Origin of the sequence: Acinetobacter sp. ABJ-A23_2 (assembly GCF_044538765.1) — a bacterium.
Taxonomy (GTDB): domain Bacteria; phylum Pseudomonadota; class Gammaproteobacteria; order Pseudomonadales; family Moraxellaceae; genus Acinetobacter; species Acinetobacter nosocomialis_A.
The window spans coordinates 101,353-126,390 of record NZ_JBIUCP010000001.1 but is presented as its reverse complement, the minus strand read 5'-3'; the positions used below and the strand labels follow the sequence as shown (position 1 = coordinate 126,390).

Genomic DNA, 25,038 nt, shown 5'->3' with positions numbered 1-25,038 from the left:
GGTTTTTTAGTCACGAACGTAGATGCTTTCTACATCATTGTCGTCTTCATCATCGTCAAAATCGTCATCATCGTCCATCATACTTTCGAGACGTTGTGCTCGACGCATCGCACGATATGCTTCTTTTGCCGCAATGGTTTGTTCACGTGTTTCAACTTCTAGTTGTTCACGGAAAGCTCTTACTTCTGCTGCGTACTCAGGATCTTCAACTTCGCGTTCACGTTGTTGTTCAATCTGATCCATCAAGTAATATACAACTTCTTTTGTTCCTTCGCTTAATAAGCCTGATGTCTTAAAGACAGGACCAGTCCACTCTAATTCATCTAGAATGTGCTGACACCACTCTTCACGGCTTTCTTCAGCAATTTGATCCAGTTTATTCAGCACCAAAACAACTGGTAGTTTCGCCAAAGTAGGTGAAAACTTAGCCAGCTCGTTCATAATAGCTTTTGCATTATGTGCTGGATCTGAACCATCAATTGGTTGTACATCAATGATGTGTAAAAGAATACGAGTACGGGCCAAATGTTTAAGGAAGCGAATTCCTAGACCTGCACCTTCTGCCGCACCTTCAATAAGGCCCGGAATATCGGCCATTACAAATGAACGATGACGGTCAGCATCTACAACACCCAAGTTTGGAACCATGGTTGTAAATGGATAGTCTGCCACTTTTGGCTTTGCAGCACTTACAGCACGAATGAAAGTAGATTTACCCGCATTTGGCATACCTAATAAGCCAACATCTGCCAATACTTTCAACTCAAGACGAATTTCACGAAATTCACCTTTAGTACCCGTAGTACATTTACGCGGAGCACGGTTAGTTGATGATTTAAAGTGAGTATTCCCCAAACCACCTTCACCACCACCTGCAACCAGAATTCTTTGGCCGTCTTCAACCAAGTCGCCAATAATATCGCCAGAATCTGTATCAACAATTGTTGTACCAACAGGTACTTTTAAAACCACATCTTCACCACCGCGTCCGGTACAGTTAGCACCTGCACCGTTTTTACCACGCTCAGCGCGGAATTTACGGGTGTAACGGTAATCGACTAGCGTACTTGTATCATCATCAGCTTGAATATAGATACTTCCACCACGTCCGCCATCACCACCATCTGGGCCACCAAATGGTACAAATTTTTCACGGCGAAAACTGGCTACGCCATTGCCACCGTCGCCAGCCTCTACGGTAATGACTGCTTCATCAACAAAGCGCATTTGCCAATCCTCTAAAAACTCTAAAACCGCCTATTCTGCCATATTTTCATAAAATTCTCGAATAGAAAATCGAGAGAATTCTACTTTCATAGGTCTTATTTTATTTCTTTTGATATTGATAAAAATTTACAGCAGATCATTGCCTCTCTTTATGTGTTTATCCCTTAAGGATGAACATTACGTAAGGGCAAATCCATCTTCATATCTAAATTAGCTTTGGTGTGCTGTACCGAGTTATACATAATCGCATTAAAGCTTGAGATATTACCCATTTCCATTGCATCGTTAATTTTTAAAGTTGGATTAAACTGATGTTTAATTGGTAAATTTACCGACTCATCAAACTCAAAATAAACCGGACCATTAAAAGCAATTTTAACGGGAATGGTATAACTACGTTTTAACTGAAATGGAATATCTAGATTGATGGGAATATTTAATTTTAACGGAAATCTAGGAAGTAATTTATTTTGATAAATTAAATCGGTGGTTGTTTCCAAAGGCATCACCTGATCAACTTTCAGCGTGGTGGCATAATCAACACTTACTGTAATTGGAGTCTCAACTTCAAACTCTAAATCAGCCAAATATCTCCCCTTTAATGGCACCGAAATCTGACGGTCAATATCAATTGATGTATCTAGTTTACCTATAGATTGTACCTGTAAGTTATTACCAACATGGATTTTAGTTTCTAATGACTCCGGTAATCGAATATCTGACTCGTGTGCAGAAACAACCACTGAAGCCTGTATGTTTAAATAGAGCCAAAATAAAATTGCCGTGAGTACCATAATCAGAAAGAAACTGATGAGCATACTTTTTATTGAACCCAACATAAGCCATCCACCTACTTTTTCTGGTTCTGAGCAGGTAAAGATGTAGCATTATCATCTTTAACTCGATTAAGGCTCATGCTCGATAGAGGTATTTTTAACTCACCATGCTCAATTCTAACTGGCAAGGTGTTTTTCACATCTACCGAAGCATTTAAAGCAGTTTTTACAGGTACATTCAAACTCCCCTGAATTGGAATGTTTGTTTTTAACTGAGCATTTAATGGAATATGAAGATTTTCTTTTAAAACAGTTTTTACTGGAGCATCAAATTTCAAATGAACTTTTTGATCGAGCGGGACTTGAATATCAATAGGTACATCAAGCTTTAATGGGATATTACCTTTTAATGGCAAAGTAATATCCCTACCTAATACTCTGACTTGAACTTTTGTGTCTATTGGTAGGCTTTGATCAACTTTTAACGTTTCTTTAACTGGAATAACGGTACTAATTGGCACCATATTATCGAAATAGACACGTGGAGTTAACGTCTGTGTAAGAGGAATCGTTAACTTTTCATTAATAGGAATATTCGCATTTACTCGGCCTTTTACATCGACATTTAAAGCATCTTTTACTTTAACTTGTACCTGCAATGGCTCTTGTAAATCAATCGCTACAGCTTGGTTTTTCAGCGGAATATAAATATTAAAATGCTTGAAAACCCAAATGGCGATGAGTACACCACATATATTCGCAATGATGATAAAAAAGAAGACGATTAATAATCTTTTAAACTGCTGCAATTCCAATCCCTTTACTATTTCTTTTTGTTCCTTAAGTTCTATTCTCATTGATTTCTAAAAAATAATCAGCATATATTTTGTACGGTTGTAAAAAAACCCAGTCTAAACTGGGTCTTTTTGTCACATACTTTTATCTAACGTTAAATGGAATTAAGCGTTAGTTTCTGCAGGAATTTTTGTATAGCTTACGCCACACATTTGTTCAGCGATACGTAATACTTGGCAGCTATAACCTACTTCGTTATCGTACCAAACATAAGCAGTTAAGCGGTTACCAGAAGTAATCGTTGCTTGAGCATCATATACACCAGCTGTACGAGAACCGATAAAGTCGCTTGATACTACTTCTGTAGAGTTTGTATAACCGATTTGACCTTGAAGGTTAGAGTTAATCGAGATTTGACGAATGTATTCGTTCACTTCTTCACGATCAACTTCTTTATCAAGCGTTAAGTTTAAAATCGCAAGAGATACGTTTGGTGTAGGAACACGTACAGAGTTACCAGTTAACTTACCTTTTAATGCAGGTAATGCTTTAGCAACAGCTTTAGCAGCACCAGTTTCAGTAATAACCATGTTCAATGTAGCTGCACGACCACGACGATCAGCTTTGTGGTAGTTATCGATTAAGTTCTGGTCATTTGTAAATGAGTGAACTGTCTCAACGTGACCGTTAAGAACTTTATATTTGTCATCCAATACTTTAAGAATTGGAGTGATTGCATTTGTTGTACAACTTGCAGCAGAGATGATTTTGTCTTCATCTAAGATGTCAGTGTTGTTTACACCAAATACAACGTTTTTCATTTCGCCTTTACTTGGTGCAGTTAATACAACACGTGCAACGCCTGGACATTTCAAGTGTTGGCTTAAGCCTTCAGCATCACGCCATTTACCAGTGTTGTCGATTAAAAGCGCGTTTTCAATACCGTATTGTGTATAGTCTACTTCGCTTGGGCTAGATGCATAGATCACTTTAATGAAGTTACCATTCGCAATGATTGCTTCGTTTTCTTCATCAACAGAGATTGTACCAGCGAAAGTACCGTGAATTGAGTCACGACGAAGTAAAGAAGCACGTTTTGCCAAGTCACCGTCAGAGGACTTACGAACAACAATCGCTTTAAGGCTTAAACCACGACCTAAACCTGATTGGCTAATGATTAAACGAGCTAAGATACGACCAATACGACCAAAACCGTAAAGAACTACGTCTTTAGGTTGTTCAGAAGTTGCGCTACCTTTAATTGACTCAACAGCTTGAGCAACAAACGCGTCAACATCACCGCCTTTTTCTTTATATTCAACTGCAAGTTTACCGATATCAACTTCTGCAGAACCAATGTTTTCAACTTTTGCTAAAGCTTCTAAAATTGGGAATGTATTTACAACAGAAAGCTCAACATCTACAACACGTGTACGACGGTGAGTTTTCAAAATTTGAATAACAGAACGGTTAATTAAAGAGCGACCGTAAACAGATACGACAATATTTTTTTCACGGTATAATTGACCGATTACTGCAATCATACGTTCCGCGATTTCTTCACGGTTTTTCCAACGGCCTTGGTGTTCAGCGTGCAGGGCGATGATAGTGTCTTTGCTCACAGATACGTCCTCTAATTAATTATATCTAGGCGTGATTTTTAAAACCCCGTAATTGTAATGGAATTATTAGCAAGAATGAATCAAAAGCTGACGTTAGTGGCTAGATTTTCCTAAAATTCATCATAAATTCATAAAATACCTATAATTATTTTTTATTATCTTATTGTTTAAAGCAGCTAAATTTTTGCTTTTTCTTACTTTTTAGATTCTGATGCTCTAATCGTGAGCATCATTTTTTAATCTTTTTTGATATTTTTCGATATTTAACTGCAAATTTTTGGCTTTTTGTTGCTGTTGATATAGATGGAATGCACCTTCTAAAACCAATACAAAAACAGCACACCAGATTGGAATATAGGTAAACCACTCCTCGTGACCAATGCTTTCACCTAAAACCAACGATGCCAAAGCAAGCAATACAGGTTCCAAATATCCTAAGAGTCCAAACACAACTAAAGGTAAATAACGGCTTGCCAATATATAACATCCCAAGCCTATAGCACTAAGCACACCTAATCCTGCAATAACCAACCCGAGTGTCGGCTGATCGAAGAACTTACTATATGGCAATAACCCTGTATGTGTCAGATAGATTGCAACTGGCATAATAATCAGAAGGTCCCACCAAAAGCCTCCTAAATTATCCGTTTTAATTTTCTTACGTAACAAGAAATAAGCTGAATAACCAATGGCTACCAAAGCAGTTTCCCAAGCAATGCTTCCTAGACGAAAAATCTCATGACCTACACCCACTATTGCCAGAACAATAGCGACCCATTGAAATTTTGATATTTTTTCGCCATATAAGACACTGCCAGCTAACACTAAAACAAGCGGTAGAAGGAAATATCCCAAAGACACTTGTAGACCACGGCCGTGCATTGGTCCCCATAAAAAGAGCCATAACTGTACCGACGTTAAAATGGAGGTTGTGATGAGTAATAAGAGAAAAGAAGGTTTTGCCAAAATACGCTGATAGATATTTTTAATATGACTTAAGTCACCACTCCACCACATAAACACAGTTAAAAATGGCAAAGTCGCAATAATACGCCACCCAAACGTCTGCTCACTATCAAGCTGGCCGAGTAGTTGAGTATAGAAATAAAGCACACCGAAAGTTAATGATGCCATGACAGAGAAAATCACGCCTTTTAACATCACCAACCTCTTTATACTTCAATAAAAATGAAGCGATACAATACTTGATTTATCCACTATACAAAAGAAAAAACCATGTGAAGACATGGTTTTTTCTTAAGCAAATTTTTTATTCTTTGTGCTCAGAGTGGATAATATCTCGAATATCAAATCCTAATGTTTTTGCATAATTGAGATATTCATCAACTACTTCTTTTTTAGGATGTGGCGTTCGAGATAATACCCAAAGATATTTACGAGAAGGCTCTCCAACTAAAACCGTCTGATAGTCTTCATCCAGTTTTAAGATCCAATAATCACCACGAATTACGGGTATCCATCTCACAGCTTCAGGTAAAAAACTTACTTTTAGTTTAGTGTTATATGGTGGATTCACCACAAATGCTTCACCAATAGATTGCTGTAATTGTTTTTGATTATCATAACAACGGTTATCTACAACAATATTTCCATTTTCATTTAAGGTATATGTTGCAGATACGTTGTAAGCACATTTTTTTTGAAAAAAAGCTGGTTTACGTGCGACTTCATACCACACACCTAAATAACGGTCTAATTCAACTTTATCGACAGTTGGTAACGATTTTTGCTGAGCATAGGCATATGTTCCAACGGCTAAACCAGTCAGAACAATCCCGCCCAATGCAATTTTTGCCAAGCGCCAACTGGCTTGCGGAACATTATTTCGAAATGCCATTGTTGCCCTCAACTTTTAGTTGTGAATACAAAATAACTTAAATATCTACACTAGCTTGTTTTTTAAACAAATCATGTAGTGTTATGTATCCATTTATTGCAACATTTGCGCTTTTAAACGAACAATTTCATCACGAATACGTGCCGCTTGCTCAAACTGTAAGTCTTTAGATGCTTTTAACATTTCTTTCTCAAGCTTAGTAATATGCTTACTAAACAATTTAGGATCAGAAAGAATATGTCGATCATCGGCACTTAAAGCTTGTGCCTGCTCTAATACCTTCTCATCAATTTGATCATCTGAAAGTACCTCACCTGCATCAATTTCTTTGATGACCTGACGAACAGCACTACGAGGTGTAATACCATGTAGTTCGTTGAACTCAATTTGTTTGGCTCTACGGCGCTCAGTCTCATCAATTGCTTTTTGCATAGAATCGGTAATTCTATCTGCATATAAAATTGCTTTACCTTTCACATTTCGCGCAGCACGACCAATGGTCTGAATAAGCGAACGCTCAGAACGTAAAAAACCCTCTTTATCTGCATCTAAAATAGCAACTAAAGAAACCTCTGGCATGTCGAGACCTTCACGAAGCAAGTTAATACCGACTAAAACGTCGAATACACCTGTACGTAACTCATGAATAATTTTGACACGCTCAACTGTATCGATATCTGAGTGCAAATAAGCAACCTTAACGCCATATTCTTTTAAATAAGACGTTAAATCTTCCGCCATACGTTTAGTTAAAGTGGTCACCAACACACGTTCATTTAAATTCTTACGAATATTAATTTCAGAAAGAACATCATCGACTTGAGTAAGTACTGGGCGAACTTCAATTTCTGGATCAATCAAACCTGTTGGACGAACGACCTGCTCAACCACTTGCTCTGATTTTTCCAATTCGTATTTAGCAGGCGTTGCACTGACAAAAATAGTGGTCGGAACAATACGCTCCCACTCTTCAAATTTCATAGGGCGGTTATCAAGCGCGCTTGGTAAACGGAAACCATAATTCACTAAGTTTTCTTTACGTGAACGGTCACCTTTATACATTGCGCCAATTTGAGGAACCGTTACATGCGACTCATCAATAATAAGTAAAGCATCATCCGGTACATAATCAAATAATGTTGGTGGTGCTTCACCTGCTGGACGACCTGATAAATGACGAGAGTAGTTTTCAATACCATTGGTATAACCTAACTGCTGCATCATTTCCAAATCATAACGAGTACGTTGCTCGATACGCTGAGCTTCAAGTAACTTGTCATGTTCACGGAAGAACTTAAGCTGGTCTTGAAGTTCATCCTTAATGGTATCAATAGCACGCGTTAAGTTGTCTTTTGGCGTCACATAATGGCTTTTCGGATAAATCGTGACACGTGGTACTTTTCGTACCATTTTACCGGTGAGTGGATCAAACCAGCGAATTGAATCTACTTCATCATCAAAAAGCTCAATACGAATTGCGTGTTGGTCAGATTCAGCTGGGAAAATGTCAATAATTTCGCCACGAATTCGATAAGTACCACGTAAGAATTCAAGCTCATTACGCGTATATTGCATTTCAACCAAACGACGAATAATTTCGTCTCGACTCACTCGGTCACCCTGCACCACATGCAATAACATTTGCATATAAGCATTTGGATCACCCAAACCATAAATAGCAGATACAGAAGCAACAATAATTGCATCACGGCGCTCTAACAAAGCACGTGTTGCCGATAAACGCATCTGGTCAATATGGTCATTAATTGCTGCGTCTTTTTCAATGAATGTATCTGAAGATGGAACATAAGCTTCTGGTTGATAGTAGTCGTAATAACTTACGAAGTATTCAACTGCATTATTTGGAAAGAAGGCTTTAAACTCACCATACAGCTGGGCTGCCAAAGTCTTATTATGCGCCATCACAATGGTTGGTCGTTGTGTTTGGGCAATCACGTTTGCCATGGTATAGGTCTTACCTGAACCAGTCACGCCCAACAGTAACTGATTACGAAAACCTTTTTCGACACCATTCACCAGCTTTTCAATTGCCTGTGGCTGATCACCCGCTGGCTGGTAATGAGTGACCAAATCGAAAGGTTGATTTTCGTTCACAGTTCTCTCTCTTTATAAAAAATTTGAATTTATCGTCTAGCAACTTAATGGGGATTTTTTCCCTAATTTAAAGTCTGTAGCCAGATTAATCTACAGCGAAAATATTAAGCATCTTGATACTTGACCAATGCTTTAAACGGTTGCAACATGGACTTATCCATTAGATAAAAAGCATAACCATGACCTATCAATATCATGATGAAAGTATTGTAACTGAACTCCCTGAAGATACAGTGTTTGTCTTCGGTAGTAATATGGCTGGGCAACATGGTAGTGGAGCCGCACGTGTTGCCAGTCAGCATTTTGGGGCTGTAGAAGGTGTAGGACGTGGCTGGGCTGGACAAAGCTTTGCAATTCCAACTTTAAATGAACATATTCAACAAATGCCACTCTCCCAAATTGAGCATTATGTTGAAGACTTTAAAATTTATGTAAAAAATCACCCTAAGATGAAATACTTTGTGACTGCTTTAGGATGTGGGATCGCAGGTTATAAAGTTTCTGAAATCGCTCCGCTTTTTAAAGGCATATATCACAACGTGATTTTTCCAGAATCATTTAAACCGTATGTTGAAGATAATGCTGTTTCACAGTTTCCGACACTCACTCAAAAAATGGTTCAAAGTTTCATTAATGATGAAGTTATTTTTTACTTTAATCACGGCAGTGACTCTTTTGAAGACGCGTTAGATAAAACTGATTTATCAAATGCTGAAAAAGCGATAGCACTGATTGTTTTAAATGAAGAGTTATACCCTCGTGACCGCTATGGCAGAGGCCGAGACCACGAATTGAGTGATATTTTAGGTAAGCTCAATGGCAAGATTTTCAATATTCATGGTAACTCAGAAGGCGCAATGATTTTTGTCAGTGTCATTGTGGCACTGATGGAACTTTACGATTTCGATGAACAAGACTTCATTAAATTATGGCGCGGCGAGAAAAATATCGACCACCCAATTAACCGTTAATTTATTTTGATATTTTATGAGTAAAGCAGATAAATTCTGCTTTCTCATTATTTTAATTATTCTAAAGATTTAAACTGATTATTTCCCCAAATCCTAATTTTTCTCATTATACTTTAAGACGAACTGAATACTTAAAGAAACAAATGGAAACTTTAGATTCTTCAATTTTTGACTTAACCCCAATTCCAATGTGGATTGAAGACTTCAGTGAAGTTAAGCAGTTATTTGACCTATGGAGAAATCAAGGGGTCGAAGACCTATATGAATTTCTAAGTCAAAATGAAAATTTGATTGTTGAATGTGCCCATAAAATTAAAATTATTAAGGTCAACCAAAAAGTATTAGAACTTTTTGAAGCAAAAAACCAAGAAGAATTATGTGCCAACTTAAATCTTATTTTTAAAAAAGAAATGTTTGAAGCCCATATTCATGAACTCGAAGCGTTATGGAATGGTAAAACTCATTTCTCGAGTACCACTATAAATTACACGCTCTCTGGTAAACGTATTGATGTACAACTGCGTGGAGCAATTTTACCGGGTTCTGAAACTACATTTGACCGTATTTTAATTACCACCGAAGACATTACGCCTTATCAAAATGCACTTCGTCAGGAAGAGAAAAATCGACGCCTAGCAGAGTCAATGTTTATTTACTCCCCGACTTCGCTTTGGGTTGAAGATTTTAGCCGTATTAAAAATAGAATTGATCAGCTTAGGCTATTAGGTATTGAAGACTTTAGGACTTTTCTAGATGTACATCCTGAGTTTGTGCGTCAATGTATAGAAGATATTCTAATTTTAGATGTTAACCAGTCGACTCTCGATTTATTTAAAGCACCTGACAAAACGACTCTCTTAAAAAATACCCATAAAATTTTTGCTGAAGAGATGGTGGAAACTTTTAGAGAACAGCTGATTGAACTCTGGCAAGGAAATATTCACCACAAGCGTGAAGCCGTTAACTATGCATTAGATGGTCAAATTAGAAATGTCTTACTGCAATTTACCGTATTCCCCGGCTATGAAGAGACTTGGGGATTGGTACAAGTTGCACTTACAGATATTACTGCACGAAAGAAAGCTGAAAATTATTTAGAATATTTAGGCCAGCATGATGTGCTGACTAAGCTTTATAACCGTGCTTTCTTTACAGAAGAGCTTAATCGTTTAAACCGCAGTATTATTCGTCCTGTTTCTTCAATTTTTTTAGACATGAATGGTTTAAAAGAAACCAATGATCAACTTGGTCACGATATTGGTGATGGTTTATTGCGGCGTGTAGGTAATATTTTAAATCAGGCAATCACAAATACTGCATATACAGCTTCTCGAATCGGTGGCGACGAGTTTGTGATTTTAATGCCTGGCGCTGATGAAGCGAATGTTTTAATGATGCTGCAAACTATTCAGGAGCTTTTCAATATAGATAATCAATATTACTCAAGCCATCCAATTAGTATTGCTATTGGACATGCAACCACAAAAGAAAATGAACAAGTGGAAGATATGCTAAAACGTGCAGATCACAGTATGTATCAAAAGAAAAAAAGTTATTATCAAGAAGTTCCACAACAATAAAAAAAAACAGGCATATTGCCTGTTTTTTTAAATTAACGCTTACCCATAGAACGGCGCGTACCACGAGGTGGCATCCAAGTTCTATCTGCATATTGCTCTGGCTTCGGACGCACTTGGTTGTGTACAGCATCATCTGCTTGATTGCTTTCATTCGGCATTGGGAATGGCAATTTCACCAAAGCCTTTTTCTGTTTTGGCTGTTGCTCAGTCATGATTCAGTCTCGATATTTCGATTGCGACTTATTATAAAGGATTTTTCTCATTTCTTTCGAAAAAAGCTTCAATTGAGTAAAACCACAACAAGATCTTTCTTAAATTAAACTTTTTTACATCTAAAAATACCCACATCCGCAAATTGCCTAATTTTTGCGATAAGATAGTATGCTTTTTATTTTTTAATCCCATAAGAGGAATATTGCCGTGGACGTACGTCTTTCTGATCGTGTCAATGCTATCAAACCGTCCCCTACACTTGCTGTAACTAACAAAGCTGCTGAGCTTAAAGCTGCTGGCAAGAATGTGATTGGTTTAGGTGCTGGCGAGCCAGATTTTGATACCCCTCAACACATTAAAGATGCTGCAATTGAAGCAATTAATAATGGTTTCACCAAATATACGGCTGTAGATGGTACTCCTGGGTTAAAAAAAGCAATTATTGCTAAGTTTAAGCGTGATAATAATCTTGATTATCAGCCAAACCAGATTTTGGTTTCATGTGGTGGTAAGCAAAGCTTCTTTAACTTGGCACTTGCATTATTAAACAAAGGTGATGAAGTGATCATCCCTGCTCCATTCTGGGTAAGCTATCCAGATATGGTGATTATTGCTGAAGGTACGCCAGTTATTGTGAAATGTGGTGAAGACCAACGTTTCAAAATTACACCTGAACAATTAGAAGCTGCAATTACGCCAAACACTCGTTTAGTGGTATTAAACAGCCCATCTAACCCAACAGGTATGATTTATAGCAAAGCTGAATTAGAAGCTTTAGCAGAAGTTTTACGTCGTCATCCACAAGTATTTGTTGCTTCTGATGACATGTATGAACCAATTCGTTGGGAAGATGAGTTCTACAATATTGCAACTGTTGCACCTGATTTATATGACCGCACGATTGTTTTAAATGGTGTTTCTAAAGCATATGCAATGACAGGTTGGCGTATTGGCTATGCAGCCGGCCCAGCAAAAATCATTGGTGCAATGAAAAAAATCCAGTCTCAATCAACTTCTAACCCAACTTCAATTTCACAAGTTGCTGCTGAAGCTGCATTGAATGGTCCGCAAGATGTTTTAGAGCCAATGATTGAAGCGTTTAAACGTCGTCATGACTTAGTTGTAAACGGCTTAAATGACATCAAAGGTATCTCTTGTTTACCTGCTGATGGTGCATTCTATGCATATGCAAACATTCGCCCTCTTATTCGTGCAAAAGGCTTAAAGTCTTGCACAGAATTCTCTGAATGGTTACTAGAAGAAACTGGCGTAGCAGTTGTTCCTGGTGATGCATTTGGTTTAGGCGGCTTCATGCGTATTTCATATGCAACAGCTGATGAAGTACTTGTTGATGCATTAGCGCGTATCAAAAAAGCTGCTGAATCAATCGAAGGTGTTGATGCTGCAATTGCATCTATCGAAGCTGAAAAAGCTACTAAATAATTTGTAAAATTAAAAAGGCCTCAAAATTGAGGCCTTTTTTATAATTAAAATTATTCTGGGTTAAACAATGCGAACACCTCAGCTTCAGTTAGTTTTTTTGTTTGATTTTGAAAAGTGTAAAAATCGGGTTTTGATTCAATAAAAATTTCCATATCCAAATTCAAGCCTTCTACTGGCTCATTTAAAGAAAATGCATTGATATTGCAGTAACTTTGATCTTTCGTTCTCCAAAAAATTGTTGTTCCACAAGCATTACAAAAGCCTCGTTCTCCCCAGTCAGAAGAGTTAAATACACTAAGATGCTTTTGCTGAATAAACTTTAAACTGCCTTTGACCACATCAACTGTCATATTGACACCACTAGTTTGTCTACGACACATCGAACAATGGCAAGCATGTACATCATGATTTTTTAATTCAACTTCAAAAGTTGTTTCACCGCATAGACACTGACCGTTCATTATTATTTTCCACAAGAAGTTTATATTTTTAGGGTTATAAAATATTCTACTCAACCACATTTTACAAGTTCATAAACTATAAAATAGTCATATTTCTTATACTCGCCAACTTGACAATATGCATTTTAACGCCTAATTTAACATCAAGTTCCATTTTAGAACTTAATTACTGAAGGACTCAAAAAATGAAAAATCCTATGGAAATGACAGGCCTCGAATTTTTACAAGCCATGATTGAAGGTCACATTCCACCTGCCAGTATAAGCAAAACTATTCCAATGCAACCTACTGAAATTTCTGAAGGATGTGTGACTTTCAAAGCACAAGCAGATCATAATCACTTAAACCCATTAGGTGGTGTACATGGTGGTTTTGCAGCAACAGTCCTAGACTCGGTGACTGGCTGTGCTGTCCATACGATGTTACCTGCAGGTGTAGGTTATGGCACCATCGACCTTAATGTAAAAATGTGCCGCCCTATTCCTCAAAATCAGGCTTTAATTGCCACTGGTAAAGTCATTAATTTAAGTAAAAATTTGGGTATTTCCGAAGGAAAAATTATTGATGAAGAAGGTAAACTTTATGCTTATGCAACAGCGACTTGTATGATTATTCGACCATAAAAACTAAGGCAGCTTTAAAGGGCTGCCTTTTTTATTAAGTCAGGAAGATCTGGACGGTCACAAGTTTGTGCAACCACATAAGGTGCCCAAATATTCTTAAGTTGAAGCTCTATCACTTTATGACACTGAGTAGACCAAGCTAAAACTTTATTTTTACCTAGTAATAATTCGCCTTCGAGCTGGAAAATATAGAGGGGTTTAGATTGATCTAATATGTTGGAAGACTTTAAAACTTTCAGTGAAGTATGCACATCCCATTTTGAACTAAACCAGAGTTGTAATAAGTCACCTAAGTACAAGTCCTGCTTTTTAAATGGAAAAGCATTGATCCATGCATCTTCTACAAGTGTGTAATAAGATTCTGGTTGATTTAAAATTTTGAGATAATTGCGTTGATAAAAATCAAAATTAGAAAAAATAGAAGCAACAGTAAGTGTTTTCATACTTATCTCCGATTTAGCCATTTTAGTGCTGGCAAGTTGGTTTAAATCCACACTGTTTGGATTACTCCAAACGCTTGTTCTTTTTTGAATCTAGCAATTGAGTTTTTAAAGTGCAAGTAATTTATATCCTCGCTACTCAACTTGATCAAATAAGAAGCATACAACACAAAAATGAAGGAAACATGACGATTTTAACTTGACCCTTGTCAAAATCTCCTTATAATCGCATGCAGATTCTCCCATAGCTCAGTCGGTAGAGCGACGGACTGTTAATCCGCAGGTCCCTGGTTCGAGCCCAGGTGGGAGAGCCAAATACTAAAAAGCCCGCAGCATTAAAGCGGGCTTTTTTATTGCCATTTATTTTGAATACCTATAAAAAATCCCCTACCTACCTGTAGAGGATTTGCTTTTCATGAATTGATATTTACTAGATTTAATCATCAGATCTAAATTTAAAGAATATATCCCCATCTTTAGATCATTTTTAAAATTCTATTATTCCGCTTCTACAACTTTTAATGGGTTAAAAGACTGCGTTGTTGGCATCATTTCTATACGGTTAATATTAATATGAGCTGGTTGCGATGCAATCCAGGCTACCGTATTTGCAATATCTTCAGGCAAAATTGGGTTTTTCTTATCATAGAGACTACTCACTTTCTCCTGATCCCCTTTAAAACGCACAAGAGAAAACTCAGTCCCCCCACACAGCCCTGGTTCAACATTAGTTACACGCACACCAGTACCAGCCAAATCAGCACGAAGATTTAGACTAAATTGCTCCACGAAAGCTTTGGTTGCACCGTACACATTACCACCAGGATATGGATATGTACCTGCAATTGAGCCCATATTAATGATTAAGCCAGATTTTTTCTTTACCATGCTTGGCAAAATTAGTCGGGTAACAGTAACAAGCCCCTTAACATTGGTATCAATCATCGTGTACCAATCATCTAATTCAGCCTTGTCTGCCGATTCTAAACCTAATGCTAAACCTGCATTATTTACGAGCAAATCAATTTGATCGATTTGAAATTCATTTGGTAATTCTTTAAATATCTTATTTATATTTTCTGCTGTATCCGTCATATCAAATACTAATGGGTAGAATTTTTCACCAAGTTCTTGTTTTAGTTCTTCTAGTTTTTCTGCCCGTCTTCCGCAACCAATAACTTTATAGCCTAACTCAATCAGCTTTTTTGAAATGCTATAACCAAAACCTGCTGATGCACCTGTAACTAATGCTAACATTTTTATATCCTTAGAAATGATCAACTATTTCAGTTGAACTCATGATGAACATATCAGCCTTTATATTTACATAATATTTATTATTAGCCTAAAAAAATAAAAGTTTTTTTAAAAATTTTAAGAGAAATTAAAATCTATAAAAAATATATTTATTAAATAATTATATGCATTTAACAACTAAAAGCAGAACATGGCTACAGCCGAAAAGATAAAGCTCACCCAATAAAAAAGTTTACCGTGAAAGGTAAACTTTTTTAACTGAAGCATTCAAAATTATGCAGGAATACCACTATGAAACCGGAAAGTATCATCCGGAGTCAAAATCAGATTTTTTTCAACTTCACGGATGTGTTCAATACGCTGCTGAATATCCTCTTCAGGATCTTTCATTTTTGCAGTTTTTGCGACATCAAGCGCTAGTGCTAAATAGTCTTCAAAATGACGAGATTCAGACTTAAGCAGGTAACGATAATAGCGTCCCAGTTCGTCATCTACACGCGGAGCAAGTGCATAAAAACGTTCGCATGAACGTGCTTCTACAAAAGCTCCAATAACCAGTACGTCAATTAAAGCTTCTGGCTCATATGTGCGTATCTCTTTTCGTAAACCACCTGCATAGCGGCCTGCACTTAAACCTTTCCACTCTTGCCCACGCTTCGTCATAAATTCGAGGACTTGTTCATAATGAAGCATTTCTTCACGTACAAGTTGAGCAAGTTTGACTTGTAGATCTGTAAAAAAACTATAGCGGAACATTAAGTTCATTGCCGTACCAGCTGCTTTTTTTTCACAATTGGCATGATCTTGCATCAAGATATCTAAATTATTAACGGCCTCATCTAACCATTCATTTGGAGTTTGACACCCCAAAAATGCTAACACTGGCTGCATTAATTCATCGTAATTGATACTCGACATTACTAATTATCCTGCTGCCTGAATCGCTGTTTTCATATCTTTAACAGCTTGTGCCAGACCTACAAAAACACTATCTGCAATAATTGAATGACCAATGTTTAATTCATGAATTTGGGGAATTGCTGCAATTGGTGCAATATTTTTTAGGTTAAGTCCATGACCTGCATTTACAACTAAACCTTTTGCCGCTGCGTACTCAACACCTTTTACAATACGAGCAAGTTCTTCTTGCTGTTCTTGTTCTGTTGCCGCATCCGCATATGCGCCTGTATGCAGCTCAATAGTAGGTGCTCCACATGCCACTGCAGCATCAATTTGAGCAAAATCCGCATCAATAAATAATGATACGTCACACCCGAGAGCAGCTAAGGCCTGAGTTGCAGCCTTAACTTTTTCAAAGTTAGTGACTACATCTAAGCCGCCTTCAGTTGTTACTTCTTGGCGTTTTTCAGGAACGAAGCATACATGTTGTGGCTGAATTTCTTTTGCAAACTCGACCATTTCATCAGTAACAGCCAACTCTAAATTCATACGTGTTTTTAACAATGGACGCATGCGACGTACGTCATCATCTTGAATATGGCGACGGTCTTCACGCAAATGCAAAGTAATACCTTCTGCACCAGCTTGTTCACAAATAAGCGCAGCTTCTACAGGGTCTGGGTAAGTAGTACCGCGCGCCTGTCTTAAAGTAGCAACATGGTCTATGTTTACACCAAGCAATGCAGCCATAAATAAATCCTAATTACGATTGAGTTTGAGTATTTTGAATCCACAATTGTCGACTTTTTAGGGGACGGTCACCTAAAAGCGATGTAATCATTTGACGGTATAGTTTACCTAATAATTGCAATTGTTCGTGAGAAAAATCCTGCCCTTGCTCATAGTCCAGCATAGATAAAATCGCATTTCCCGACAAAGATGAACGGCCTGCCTGAACGACTGGAGCAAAACCTTCAGTCACTTGAAACTGATAAAACTGATGAGGCAAAATTTCTTTCTGTGCGCTATCAACTGAGAAATCAATCGCATAGCCTAGCTCTGGAAGTAAGACATGTTCAAACTGGCGCAAAATCTGTCTGAGAAAGAGATCTGGATTTTCGTGAGAAGATAATTGTTGTAACTGAAGCAAAGTTAACTGATATTGTTCAAAAGTTTGTGGCATTGCCTCTTCTAATGGGCAAAGTCTTAAAACAATTTCATTAAGATAAAAGCCAGCAAAAAAAGCATCACCAAAAAAGAAAACTGGCTGATTTAATATTTCCAGCTTCGTAAAATTTTTAAGTTCACTTTTACCTGTGGCTTGCAACCGAATTGGTTGATATTGAGGAGGCGGAGTCTGTCTTAAAATACCATCGACCCGCCCGTATTCCTGAGTGAAGAGATGCACAATATGGCTTTTTTCACGATATTTACGATGGTGAATCATATATCCGTGTAGGACTTCATTGCGCATCATAAAAAGAAACTATTCCTTAGATTCTTTTTCTTTCTTATCGTCATCATCACCATCAGGAATTACAGCTCCCACAACAGCAGCTGTACCCTTCACTACACCTTTAGTTGTTTTATAAGCAATACCTACTGGTACGGTTACAAGCTTATATACACAACCTTGTAACATCAATGTACACCCAACAATAGCCAATATTGATGTAATTGCTTTCATACCAGTATTCCCTGCTTATTAGATATCACTATATCCTAAACTTTTTAAAGCACGTTCATCATCAGACCAACCACCTTTAACCTTAACCCATAAGGTAAGCATGATCTTTTGTTCGAACATTTTCTCCATGTCTTTACGAGCATCCATACCAATCGTTTTAAGCTTGGCACCTTTTTCACCAATCACAATTGCTTTTTGGCCAGGACGATCTACAAAAATAGTTGCATCAATATAGGTACAAGCTGGCTTTAATCGACCAGTTTTCTCATTAACAGTTGCCTCTTCCGTTTTGAAAGATTCAATTTGCACTGTTAAATCGTATGGTAGCTCTTCACCCAACTGACGCATGATTTTTTCACGAATGATTTCACTTGCCAAGAAGCGCTCAGAACGGTCCGTAATTTGATCGAATGAATATAGTGGTGGCTGATAAGGAAGATATTTTTCAATCGTTTCACTTAAATGCTCCAAGTTTGCTCCACGAAGAGCAGAGACAGGAACAATCTCAGCAAAATTCATAAGCTTGGTACGCTCTTGAATCAAAGGAAGAATCTCTCTTTTATCTTCAAAAGTATCAGCTTTGTTAATTACCAAAATAACTGGCATTTCAGCGTTCTTGAGTTTCTCAAGCACTAAATCGTCATTTTGAGTCCACTTATAAGCATCGATAACAAATAATACTAAGTTAACGTCACGTAATGCAGAATGTGCAGCACGGTTCATCATTTTATTGATCGCGCGTACTTCTTTCTTATGCATCCCCGGTGTATCTACATAGACCGCTTGCATTTTTTCACGTGAGTCAATGCCAATAATTTTATGGCGTGTCGTTTGAGGTTTACGTGAAGTAATTGAGAGTTTTTGACCCAATAAATGGTTCATGAGGGTAGATTTACCCACATTTGGACGTCCCACAATCGCCACAAATCCGCTCTTAAAATCCGAAGGAATTGTAACGCCTTTGGAACTAAAAAATTGATCAATCAGATTGTTTGGATCTTGGTTTTCATTTGAATCTGGATTGATTTGATCAGAATGCATCGACATGCAGGTTATTGCTCCAATAACTTTAAAATTTCCGCCGCTGCTGCCTGCTCGGCAAAACGACGACTTGACCCCTCACCATAAATCTTTGGCAAACCATCTACCAAACATTCGACTTTAAAGTGTTGATGAGGTGCATCACCCTGAATATCTACAACCTCGTAAACAGGGAGAGGTTTTTTACGTGCTTGTAGATACTCTTGTAAACGTGATTTTGGATCTTTGAGTTGATCTGTTGGCTCAATATGATCTAAATAAGGTACGTACCATTTTAACACAATATCTTTGAGTAGGTTCAGATCACTACTATCAAGATAAATTGCACCAATAATCGCTTCTACCGTATCTGCTAATATTGACTCACGATGATGACCGCCAGATTTCAACTCGCCCGTGCTTAATATTAAACACCGACTAAGTTGCAAATCGGTTGCAATTTTACCTAATGCTTCTTGGCGAACCAAAGTTGCTCGCATACGTGTTAAGCGTCCCTCATTTTCATGTGGGTAAGCATGGTATAAATAATTGGCAATGATCATGCCCAACAGCGAATCGCCTAAAAACTCCAGACGCTCATAGTTATACTTATGACTCACCGAACGGTGAGTCAAAGCTAACTGTAGCAATTCAGGCTGCTTAAATTGATAACCGATTCGACTGAGTAAGCGAGGATCACTTAGTTTGAACTGATGTTTTGTCAAAACTCTTCTCAAATGTTAAAACTAAATCAATATTCAGTAAGAAAGGCTTTCTTACCTCATATTTCTTTTTGACCGTTAGACCAGACTGGTTAAACACTTCGGCAATCTCTTCAAAATGGAGATCACGAATATTATTCATTTCCAGTCTTTGATCCATCTGTGCCATAAATTTTTGGGGTGTCGTATCAGCTGAGCTTTGTTGCATAAGCTCGGTAATCTGATTATTAATCACACGATCATCCCAATACGCTGGCCAAACTGCAAGTACAGCTTTCACTGCAATTGCAAATATGACCACCCCAAATAAAATTGCTAAATACGAAGTACCCTGTTGTGCCTTACGCATTTTTGTTTTCCTAATGGTTGTTTTTAATCTATTTTCCCATTTCGGTTAAAGCTTGGCAGGTGGAAACCAGGTTCTTTATGCATCCAGACATAGAAAGCTCGGCCTGTTAAGTTTTCTTCAGGAACGAAACCCCAGAAACGACTATCAGCACTTTGATCGCGGTTGTCCCCCATTGCAAAGTAATGTCCTTTCGGAACGGTTACTTCCCAATATAAACCGTCTTGGTTTGAATATTTGCCATTATCAACATAGTTGATAAATGGTGCCTGACGCGCAACGTTTACGCCTTCAAGCTCACGCATCGTAAAGGTATGATCACCAATCGTTTCTTTATGATAAATAGACGTTGGTGTATCTAAAGCATCTTTTTCACGACTAAACTGTGTTGCTACTTTAGGAACTTTTTGACCATTAATAATCAATTGTCCATGATCATAAACAATATGGTCACCCGGCAAACCAATTACACGCTTAATATAGCTGATGGTTGGTTGAGGTGGGTAACGGAATACGATGACATCACCACGTTTTGGTTCACCTACATCAATCACTTTTTTATTTACGATAGGTAAACGCACACCATAGTCAAATTTATTAACTAAAATAAAATCGCCAGTCTCTAAAGTTGGAACCATCGAGTCTGATGGAATGTTAAATGGTTCATAAAGAAATGAGCGAAGTACAAGTACAACAGCTAAAACTGGCCAAAAGTCATAGGCCCATGTAATAACAAAATTTTCGTTCTCTCGGCCTTTATTCGCACGCTGTTTAAAAACAAGTTTATCTAACAACCACACTGCAAATAAAATCAGCGTAACTGGAACAAGAATTAAATTAAAATCAAAATCCACATGACCTCACTCGCAGCCTAGCTGCTTGTTTTATGGCTGGGAGAATATAAGTTCATCCCAGCCCTTTCTTTTATCTTTCTACTTTCAAAACAGCTAAGAACGCTTCTTGTGGAATTTCTACACTACCCACTTGTTTCATACGTTTCTTACCTTCTTTTTGTTTAGAAAGTAATTTCTTCTTACGAGACACGTCACCGCCATAACATTTTGCTAGAACGTTTTTACGCATCGCCTTAACGGTCGAACGAGCAATAATTTGAGCACCAATGGCAGCCTGAATTGCAACATCAAACATTTGACGTGGAATCAAGTCTTTCATTTTTTCAACTAAAGCAATACCACGATGGCGAGCATCGTTACGGTGACAAATCATAGCCAAGGCATCAACCTTTTCACTATTAATTAATACATCAACCTTAACTAAAGATGAACTTTCGAAACGTACGAAGTTATAGTCTAGTGATGCAAAACCACGTGAACATGATTTAAGCTTGTCAAAGAAATCCATTACGACTTCAGCCATTGGAATTTCAAAAGTAATCGAAACTTGATTACCCAAGAACTTCATGTCTTTTTGGACACCACGACGCTCAATACATAAGGTCATGACATTACCTAAGTATTCTTGCGGCACAAGAATATGACATTCAGCAATTGGCTCACGTAAATCTTCAACAACTGAACCATCTGGCATTTTAGACGGACTGTCGATATAGATCGTCTCACCTTTTTTGGTAACAGCTTCATAAACTACCGTTGGTGCCGAACTAATTAAATCGAGATCGTACTCACGTTCTAAACGCTCTTGTACGATTTCCATATGCAACATGCCCAAGAAACCACAGCGGAAACCGAAACCAAGTGCATCCGAACTTTCAGGTTCAAAGAACAAGGCAGAATCGTTAATTTGTAATTTCTGTAATGCTTCGCGGAATGGTTCAAAGTCGCTTGAATCGATTGGGAAAAGACCTGCATAAACCTGCGGTTTAACCTTTTTAAAACCAGGTAATGTTGCAACATCTGGTGTTGTTGCAAGTGTAATGGTATCGCCTACTGGCGCACCAAAAATGTCTTTAATACCCGCAATAACAAAACCTACTTCACCAGCTTCAAGAATATCTGTTTCAGTATGCTTAGGATTAAATACACCTACAGAAGTTACCGGATGAGTTTGTCCTGTCGATTTAACCAACATTTTGTCGCCCTTACGGATACGACCTTGTTTAATACGAACAAGAGACACTACACCTAAGTAGTTATCAAACCATGAATCGATAATTAAAGCTTGTAATGGAGCTTCACGATCACCTTCTGGCGCCGGAATAACGTCAACTAAACGCTCTAATACACCTTCAACACCTAAACCTGTTTTTGCTGAACAAGTCGGTGCATCTGTCGCTTCAATCCCGATAATTTCTTCAATTTCATGAATTACACGTTCAGGTTCAGCCTGCGGTAAATCAATTTTATTTAAAATAGGAAGAACTTCGAGACCTTGTTCAATCGCGGTATAACAGTTTGCAACTGATTGTGCTTCTACACCTTGCGCAGCATCGACAACCAACAATGCACCTTCACATGCAGCTAATGAGCGAGATACTTCATACGAGAAGTCAACGTGCCCCGGAGTATCAATAAAGTTAAGCTGATATTCTTGTCCATTTGGATGGGTGTAATACAATGTCACTGAGGCTGCTTTAATGGTAATCCCACGTTCGCGCTCAAGCTCCATTGAGTCCAAGACCTGAGCTTGCATCTCACGATCTTGTAAGCCACCACACATCTGAATAAAACGGTCAGCCAAAGTAGACTTACCATGATCGATATGAGCGATAATCGAGAAATTTCGGATATTTTTGATATCAACTGATTTTTTAGCTTGCGCCATGGGCTACCTTGAGAAAATATAAAGTGCTATGTAGCTTGTTTTAATACACAGCCAAAGCGGTTTAACAAATTGCGAGAGATTATAGCAGATGGATATTTTAAAGTATCCAAAATAATCATGAGCTTTGTACTTATGTTCTAAAAAATGACAATTCAAAGCACATGTAATACTTCCGACTATCGAGCATATGAAATAGTAAAATCTAAAGGATTTATGCTTGAATCAAGGGGCTTATAAGCTTGTGTAAAAGTTGGCGACATTCGTTTTGGTCGACCCGATGCAATTTCAATACATGCCCACTTGGTATTCCCAACAAATAAGACTGCTTGATCAGACGGACGGAAAAAAACATACTGGCGAAATGAATAAAGCGCATTGATATCGTCTAGCCATGTCCGCAATATAATTTCTTCGCCTTCAAACGCAGCCTTACGGTATTGCACATGATGCTCAACAGCAACCATTGCATGCTTAAGCTCAAGGTATTTGGTTACGCCTACCCCTAATGTTTCAACATGAGCAGCAGCAACATCTTGCATCCATTGGACATACATTACATTGTTAACATGACCTAAAGCATCAATATGCTGTGGCTGAACCTGAATATGTAAATCGAAAATACTGCTCACAAAACACTCACCTTAATCATTAAATCCAAAGCTATATTTAGATTAGCTAGATCGAACATTATGCCGAATACAAATAATAAAAAACCACCCATTTTCAGGGTGGTTTAGTTTTATATCATTTTACTGAATGCGTAAACCAAGCATTGCTCGTTGTCCTTGACGAATGATTCCAACACGTGCAACCGTATTTTTTTGTAGGTTAGAAACAACTTTCGCAAAATCTTGGCTATTTAAAATTTGAGTATTATTGACCTGAACAATCACGTCACCCGGAATGATATTTGACAATGATGCCAACCCACCACGGCGGACATCTTGAACATAAATACCGCCTTTTACACCTAACGTATTTTTCTCTGGTTCAGCTAAATCACGAATACTCATGCCTAACACTGGACCTTTAGAAGCAGAGGTCTGAGTACCTGTAGCTGGTGTTTCATCTGGTGCTGTTGCTAAAGTTGCAGTGATATTACGAGTTTTATCATCACGTAACACTTCAAACTGAACGGTTTGGTTTGGCTGAACTTTATTTAATGCATAGAGTAAATCACTTGTACGCAGCACAGAAGCACCATTAAGTTTTAAAATCACATCACCAGCTCTAAGCCCTGCTTTTTGAGCAGGTGAATTTGGCGTTACTTGTGTGATGAGGGCACCTTCCGGTTTAGGCAATTTGTAGGCATCGGCAAGGTTACGGTCAATATCTTGCATCATAACACCTAGGTATGAACGAGTAACTTTCCCTTTTGTTTTAAGCTGTTCAGCTACATCCATCGCAACATCGATTGGAATAGAGAAAGATAAACCCATATAACCGCCAGTACCACTAAAGATACGTGAGTTTACCCCGACCACTTCGCCATTTTGATTAAACAATGGACCACCTGAGTTACCAGGGTTTAGTGCAACGTCAGTTTGAATAAATGGTACAGAAGTTTCACCACTCATGTTTCGTGACTTGGCACTGACAATACCTGCTGAAGCGGAGTAGTCAAAACCAAATGGAGAACCAATTGCCAATACTGGCTCTCCGACTCGTAAGCGGTCAACATTACCAACTTTTAAAGCAGGATAATTACTTCCATTGACTTTTAATAATGCAACATCGGTACGTTCATCACTACCAACAACAGTTGCATCAATTTCACGACGGTCATTTAAAGTAATACTAATGCGGGAAGCATTTTCAATCACATGATGATTTGTGAGTAAGTAACCATCTTTACTAATAAAGAATGCACTACCGTATGCTGTTTTTTCTTGAGGACCTTGTTGCTGTGGAATGATGACCTGATTACCAAAGAAACGTTTTAAAATTTCAGGAACTTGCTGTTGTAACAGTTCATCCTGAGTCATTTTTTTTACGACGTTTACGCTCACCACAGCCGGACTAACTTGTTCAACGAGGTTTGAAAAATCAACAGCAGCATTTGCTTGAACAGCGGCAACTGTAAATACCGCTGCATACATTCCTTGTTGTAAATAGCGAGATTTCATTCGGTGCTCACCCACAATTGGTCTACGAGAATAAGAATAAAACTTTTGTATCACAATGCTTTGGAATTGTGCGTAACAATATGTTTATTTGTAAGACATCATCATCACGTTTAT

Annotated in this window: 26 protein-coding genes, 1 tRNA gene and 1 pseudogene; 5 read left to right on the top strand and 23 right to left on the bottom strand. The window is 37.9% G+C overall.

From position 1 onward, the window contains the following. Positions 1-6 precede the first annotated feature (6 nt). The 7 genes from cgtA to uvrB all read right to left on the bottom strand — a co-directional run bounded on the left by cgtA (position 7) and on the right by uvrB (position 8,393). On the bottom strand, positions 7-1,227 hold the full coding sequence (gene cgtA, locus ACH63V_RS00640) for an Obg family GTPase CgtA (protein WP_191010286.1): 1,221 nt from the start codon (positions 1,225-1,227) through the stop codon (positions 7-9). A gap of 164 nt (positions 1,228-1,391) precedes the next feature. Then, the gene (locus tag ACH63V_RS00635; protein WP_396462446.1) at positions 1,392-2,066 is read right to left on the bottom strand and encodes a hypothetical protein; all 675 of its coding nucleotides are present in this window, start codon (positions 2,064-2,066) and stop codon (positions 1,392-1,394) included. 11 nt (positions 2,067-2,077) lie between these two features. Beyond that, positions 2,078-2,812 carry an MFS transporter gene (locus tag ACH63V_RS00630; protein ID WP_263614342.1) on the bottom strand — a complete coding sequence of 245 codons (735 nt, stop codon included), beginning with the start codon at positions 2,810-2,812 and terminating at the stop codon, positions 2,078-2,080. Positions 2,813-2,962: 150 nt separating this feature from the next. Further along, the gene (locus ACH63V_RS00625) at positions 2,963-4,420 is read right to left on the bottom strand and encodes a glyceraldehyde-3-phosphate dehydrogenase (RefSeq protein WP_263614343.1); all 1,458 of its coding nucleotides are present in this window, start codon (positions 4,418-4,420) and stop codon (positions 2,963-2,965) included. Between the two features lie 216 nt (positions 4,421-4,636). Then, entirely contained in the window at positions 4,637-5,584 is a 948-nt protein-coding gene (rarD, locus tag ACH63V_RS00620) for an EamA family transporter RarD (protein ID WP_396462445.1), read from the bottom strand. Between the two features lie 106 nt (positions 5,585-5,690). After that, positions 5,691-6,278, bottom strand: coding sequence for a lipocalin family protein (locus ACH63V_RS00615; protein WP_396462444.1), 588 nt, complete (start codon positions 6,276-6,278; stop codon positions 5,691-5,693). Between the two features lie 93 nt (positions 6,279-6,371). Next, positions 6,372-8,393 (bottom strand): excinuclease ABC subunit UvrB, encoded by a 2,022-nt coding sequence (uvrB, locus tag ACH63V_RS00610; RefSeq protein WP_016804922.1) that lies wholly within the window; start codon positions 8,391-8,393, stop codon positions 6,372-6,374. A gap of 179 nt (positions 8,394-8,572) precedes the next feature. On the opposite strand from uvrB, the gene ACH63V_RS00605 reads away from it, so the two are divergent. Together ACH63V_RS00605 and ACH63V_RS00600 are read left to right on the top strand one after the other, a co-directional pair. Then, positions 8,573-9,364, top strand: a complete 792-nt coding sequence (locus ACH63V_RS00605) for a hypothetical protein (RefSeq protein WP_396462443.1) — start codon at positions 8,573-8,575, stop codon at positions 9,362-9,364. A gap of 143 nt (positions 9,365-9,507) precedes the next feature. Continuing rightward, a complete protein-coding gene (locus tag ACH63V_RS00600) occupies positions 9,508-10,944 on the top strand; it encodes a diguanylate cyclase domain-containing protein (RefSeq protein ID WP_396462442.1) in 1,437 nt (478 codons plus the stop codon). A gap of 32 nt (positions 10,945-10,976) precedes the next feature. Here ACH63V_RS00600 and ACH63V_RS00595 read toward each other — a convergent pair whose 3' ends face one another. Next, complete coding sequence (locus ACH63V_RS00595) at positions 10,977-11,156, bottom strand: hypothetical protein (protein WP_002118942.1); 180 nt, start codon at positions 11,154-11,156, stop codon at positions 10,977-10,979. A gap of 208 nt (positions 11,157-11,364) precedes the next feature. Here ACH63V_RS00595 and ACH63V_RS00590 point away from each other — a divergent pair, with 208 nt between their 5' ends. Further along, entirely contained in the window at positions 11,365-12,600 is a 1,236-nt protein-coding gene (locus tag ACH63V_RS00590) for a pyridoxal phosphate-dependent aminotransferase (RefSeq protein WP_396462441.1), read from the top strand. A 50-nt stretch (positions 12,601-12,650) separates the two neighbouring features. On the opposite strand, the gene ACH63V_RS00585 is transcribed toward ACH63V_RS00590, so the two are convergent. Next, a complete protein-coding gene (locus ACH63V_RS00585) occupies positions 12,651-13,061 on the bottom strand; it encodes a GFA family protein (protein ID WP_396462440.1) in 411 nt (136 codons plus the stop codon). Positions 13,062-13,246: 185 nt separating this feature from the next. Here ACH63V_RS00585 and ACH63V_RS00580 point away from each other — a divergent pair, with 185 nt between their 5' ends. After that, the gene (locus ACH63V_RS00580) at positions 13,247-13,684 is read left to right on the top strand and encodes a PaaI family thioesterase (protein WP_016804927.1); all 438 of its coding nucleotides are present in this window, start codon (positions 13,247-13,249) and stop codon (positions 13,682-13,684) included. Between the two features lie 14 nt (positions 13,685-13,698). Here the strand turns inward: ACH63V_RS00580 and ACH63V_RS00575 are convergent, their stop codons facing one another. Further along, positions 13,699-14,127: a hypothetical protein gene (locus tag ACH63V_RS00575; protein ID WP_396462439.1), complete on the bottom strand. Its 429-nt coding sequence runs from the start codon at positions 14,125-14,127 to the stop codon at positions 13,699-13,701. Positions 14,128-14,168: 41 nt separating this feature from the next. After that, positions 14,169-14,337 (bottom strand): annotated as a pseudogene (locus ACH63V_RS00570) (hypothetical protein). A 25-nt stretch (positions 14,338-14,362) separates the two neighbouring features. Between ACH63V_RS00570 and ACH63V_RS00565 the strand changes: the two are divergent. Continuing rightward, positions 14,363-14,438, top strand: a tRNA-Asn gene (locus tag ACH63V_RS00565). A gap of 184 nt (positions 14,439-14,622) precedes the next feature. On the opposite strand, the gene ACH63V_RS00560 is transcribed toward ACH63V_RS00565, so the two are convergent. The 12 genes from ACH63V_RS00560 to ACH63V_RS00505 form a co-directional block, all read right to left on the bottom strand. Beyond that, positions 14,623-15,381: an SDR family oxidoreductase gene (locus ACH63V_RS00560; protein ID WP_016804929.1), complete on the bottom strand. Its 759-nt coding sequence runs from the start codon at positions 15,379-15,381 to the stop codon at positions 14,623-14,625. 273 nt (positions 15,382-15,654) lie between these two features. Next, the gene (locus ACH63V_RS00555; RefSeq protein WP_002052437.1) at positions 15,655-16,299 is read right to left on the bottom strand and encodes a tRNA-(ms[2]io[6]A)-hydroxylase; all 645 of its coding nucleotides are present in this window, start codon (positions 16,297-16,299) and stop codon (positions 15,655-15,657) included. Between the two features lie 6 nt (positions 16,300-16,305). After that, on the bottom strand, positions 16,306-17,031 hold the full coding sequence (gene pdxJ / locus ACH63V_RS00550; protein WP_396462438.1) for a pyridoxine 5'-phosphate synthase: 726 nt from the start codon (positions 17,029-17,031) through the stop codon (positions 16,306-16,308). Positions 17,032-17,044: 13 nt separating this feature from the next. Continuing rightward, positions 17,045-17,758 carry a DNA repair protein RecO gene (locus tag ACH63V_RS00545; RefSeq protein ID WP_396462437.1) on the bottom strand — a complete coding sequence of 238 codons (714 nt, stop codon included), beginning with the start codon at positions 17,756-17,758 and terminating at the stop codon, positions 17,045-17,047. 9 nt (positions 17,759-17,767) lie between these two features. Then, entirely contained in the window at positions 17,768-17,968 is a 201-nt protein-coding gene (locus ACH63V_RS00540; protein WP_016804953.1) for an NF038104 family lipoprotein, read from the bottom strand. An 18-nt stretch (positions 17,969-17,986) separates the two neighbouring features. Next, positions 17,987-19,009, bottom strand: coding sequence for a GTPase Era (era, locus tag ACH63V_RS00535; RefSeq protein ID WP_080593587.1), 1,023 nt, complete (start codon positions 19,007-19,009; stop codon positions 17,987-17,989). An 11-nt stretch (positions 19,010-19,020) separates the two neighbouring features. Next, entirely contained in the window at positions 19,021-19,713 is a 693-nt protein-coding gene (rnc, locus tag ACH63V_RS00530; protein ID WP_004707545.1) for a ribonuclease III, read from the bottom strand. Further along, positions 19,685-20,059 carry a DUF4845 domain-containing protein gene (locus ACH63V_RS00525; RefSeq protein WP_311069417.1) on the bottom strand — a complete coding sequence of 125 codons (375 nt, stop codon included), beginning with the start codon at positions 20,057-20,059 and terminating at the stop codon, positions 19,685-19,687. Before ACH63V_RS00525 ends, rnc begins: the two co-directional genes overlap by 29 nt. Before the next feature lie 23 nt (positions 20,060-20,082). Continuing rightward, on the bottom strand, positions 20,083-20,910 hold the full coding sequence (gene lepB / locus ACH63V_RS00520) for a signal peptidase I (RefSeq protein WP_016804957.1): 828 nt from the start codon (positions 20,908-20,910) through the stop codon (positions 20,083-20,085). Between the two features lie 70 nt (positions 20,911-20,980). Further along, positions 20,981-22,798, bottom strand: a complete 1,818-nt coding sequence (gene lepA / locus ACH63V_RS00515) for a translation elongation factor 4 (protein ID WP_004699962.1) — start codon at positions 22,796-22,798, stop codon at positions 20,981-20,983. A 176-nt stretch (positions 22,799-22,974) separates the two neighbouring features. Then, entirely contained in the window at positions 22,975-23,427 is a 453-nt protein-coding gene (locus ACH63V_RS00510) for a thioesterase family protein (protein WP_016804958.1), read from the bottom strand. A gap of 120 nt (positions 23,428-23,547) precedes the next feature. After that, positions 23,548-24,924 (bottom strand): Do family serine endopeptidase, encoded by a 1,377-nt coding sequence (locus ACH63V_RS00505; RefSeq protein ID WP_396462436.1) that lies wholly within the window; start codon positions 24,922-24,924, stop codon positions 23,548-23,550. Positions 24,925-25,038 lie beyond the last annotated feature (114 nt).

What these genes read in the sequence shown, in the direction of transcription:
- cgtA (WP_191010286.1), bottom strand. Translation starts at nt 1,227, where the DNA reads ATGCGCTTTGTTGATGAAGCAGTCATTACCGTAGAGGCTGGCGACGGT.
- era (WP_080593587.1), bottom strand. Translation starts at nt 19,009, where the DNA reads ATGCATTCTGATCAAATCAATCCAGATTCAAATGAAAACCAAGATCCA.
- ACH63V_RS00585 (WP_396462440.1), bottom strand. Translation starts at nt 13,061, where the DNA reads ATGAACGGTCAGTGTCTATGCGGTGAAACAACTTTTGAAGTTGAATTA.
- ACH63V_RS00525 (WP_311069417.1), bottom strand. Translation starts at nt 20,059, where the DNA reads ATGCGTAAGGCACAACAGGGTACTTCGTATTTAGCAATTTTATTTGGG.
- ACH63V_RS00580 (WP_016804927.1), top strand. Translation starts at nt 13,247, where the DNA reads ATGAAAAATCCTATGGAAATGACAGGCCTCGAATTTTTACAAGCCATG.
- ACH63V_RS00540 (WP_016804953.1), bottom strand. Translation starts at nt 17,968, where the DNA reads ATGAAAGCAATTACATCAATATTGGCTATTGTTGGGTGTACATTGATG.
- ACH63V_RS00605 (WP_396462443.1), top strand. Translation starts at nt 8,573, where the DNA reads ATGACCTATCAATATCATGATGAAAGTATTGTAACTGAACTCCCTGAA.
- lepA (WP_004699962.1), bottom strand. Translation starts at nt 22,798, where the DNA reads ATGGCGCAAGCTAAAAAATCAGTTGATATCAAAAATATCCGAAATTTC.
- ACH63V_RS00560 (WP_016804929.1), bottom strand. Translation starts at nt 15,381, where the DNA reads ATGTTAGCATTAGTTACAGGTGCATCAGCAGGTTTTGGTTATAGCATT.
- pdxJ (WP_396462438.1), bottom strand. Translation starts at nt 17,031, where the DNA reads ATGGCTGCATTGCTTGGTGTAAACATAGACCATGTTGCTACTTTAAGA.
- ACH63V_RS00595 (WP_002118942.1), bottom strand. Translation starts at nt 11,156, where the DNA reads ATGACTGAGCAACAGCCAAAACAGAAAAAGGCTTTGGTGAAATTGCCA.
- ACH63V_RS00555 (WP_002052437.1), bottom strand. Translation starts at nt 16,299, where the DNA reads ATGTCGAGTATCAATTACGATGAATTAATGCAGCCAGTGTTAGCATTT.
- ACH63V_RS00575 (WP_396462439.1), bottom strand. Translation starts at nt 14,127, where the DNA reads ATGAAAACACTTACTGTTGCTTCTATTTTTTCTAATTTTGATTTTTAT.
- ACH63V_RS00635 (WP_396462446.1), bottom strand. Translation starts at nt 2,066, where the DNA reads ATGTTGGGTTCAATAAAAAGTATGCTCATCAGTTTCTTTCTGATTATG.
- ACH63V_RS00505 (WP_396462436.1), bottom strand. Translation starts at nt 24,924, where the DNA reads ATGAAATCTCGCTATTTACAACAAGGAATGTATGCAGCGGTATTTACA.
- ACH63V_RS00545 (WP_396462437.1), bottom strand. Translation starts at nt 17,758, where the DNA reads ATGATGCGCAATGAAGTCCTACACGGATATATGATTCACCATCGTAAA.
- ACH63V_RS00600 (WP_396462442.1), top strand. Translation starts at nt 9,508, where the DNA reads ATGGAAACTTTAGATTCTTCAATTTTTGACTTAACCCCAATTCCAATG.
- ACH63V_RS00615 (WP_396462444.1), bottom strand. Translation starts at nt 6,278, where the DNA reads ATGGCATTTCGAAATAATGTTCCGCAAGCCAGTTGGCGCTTGGCAAAA.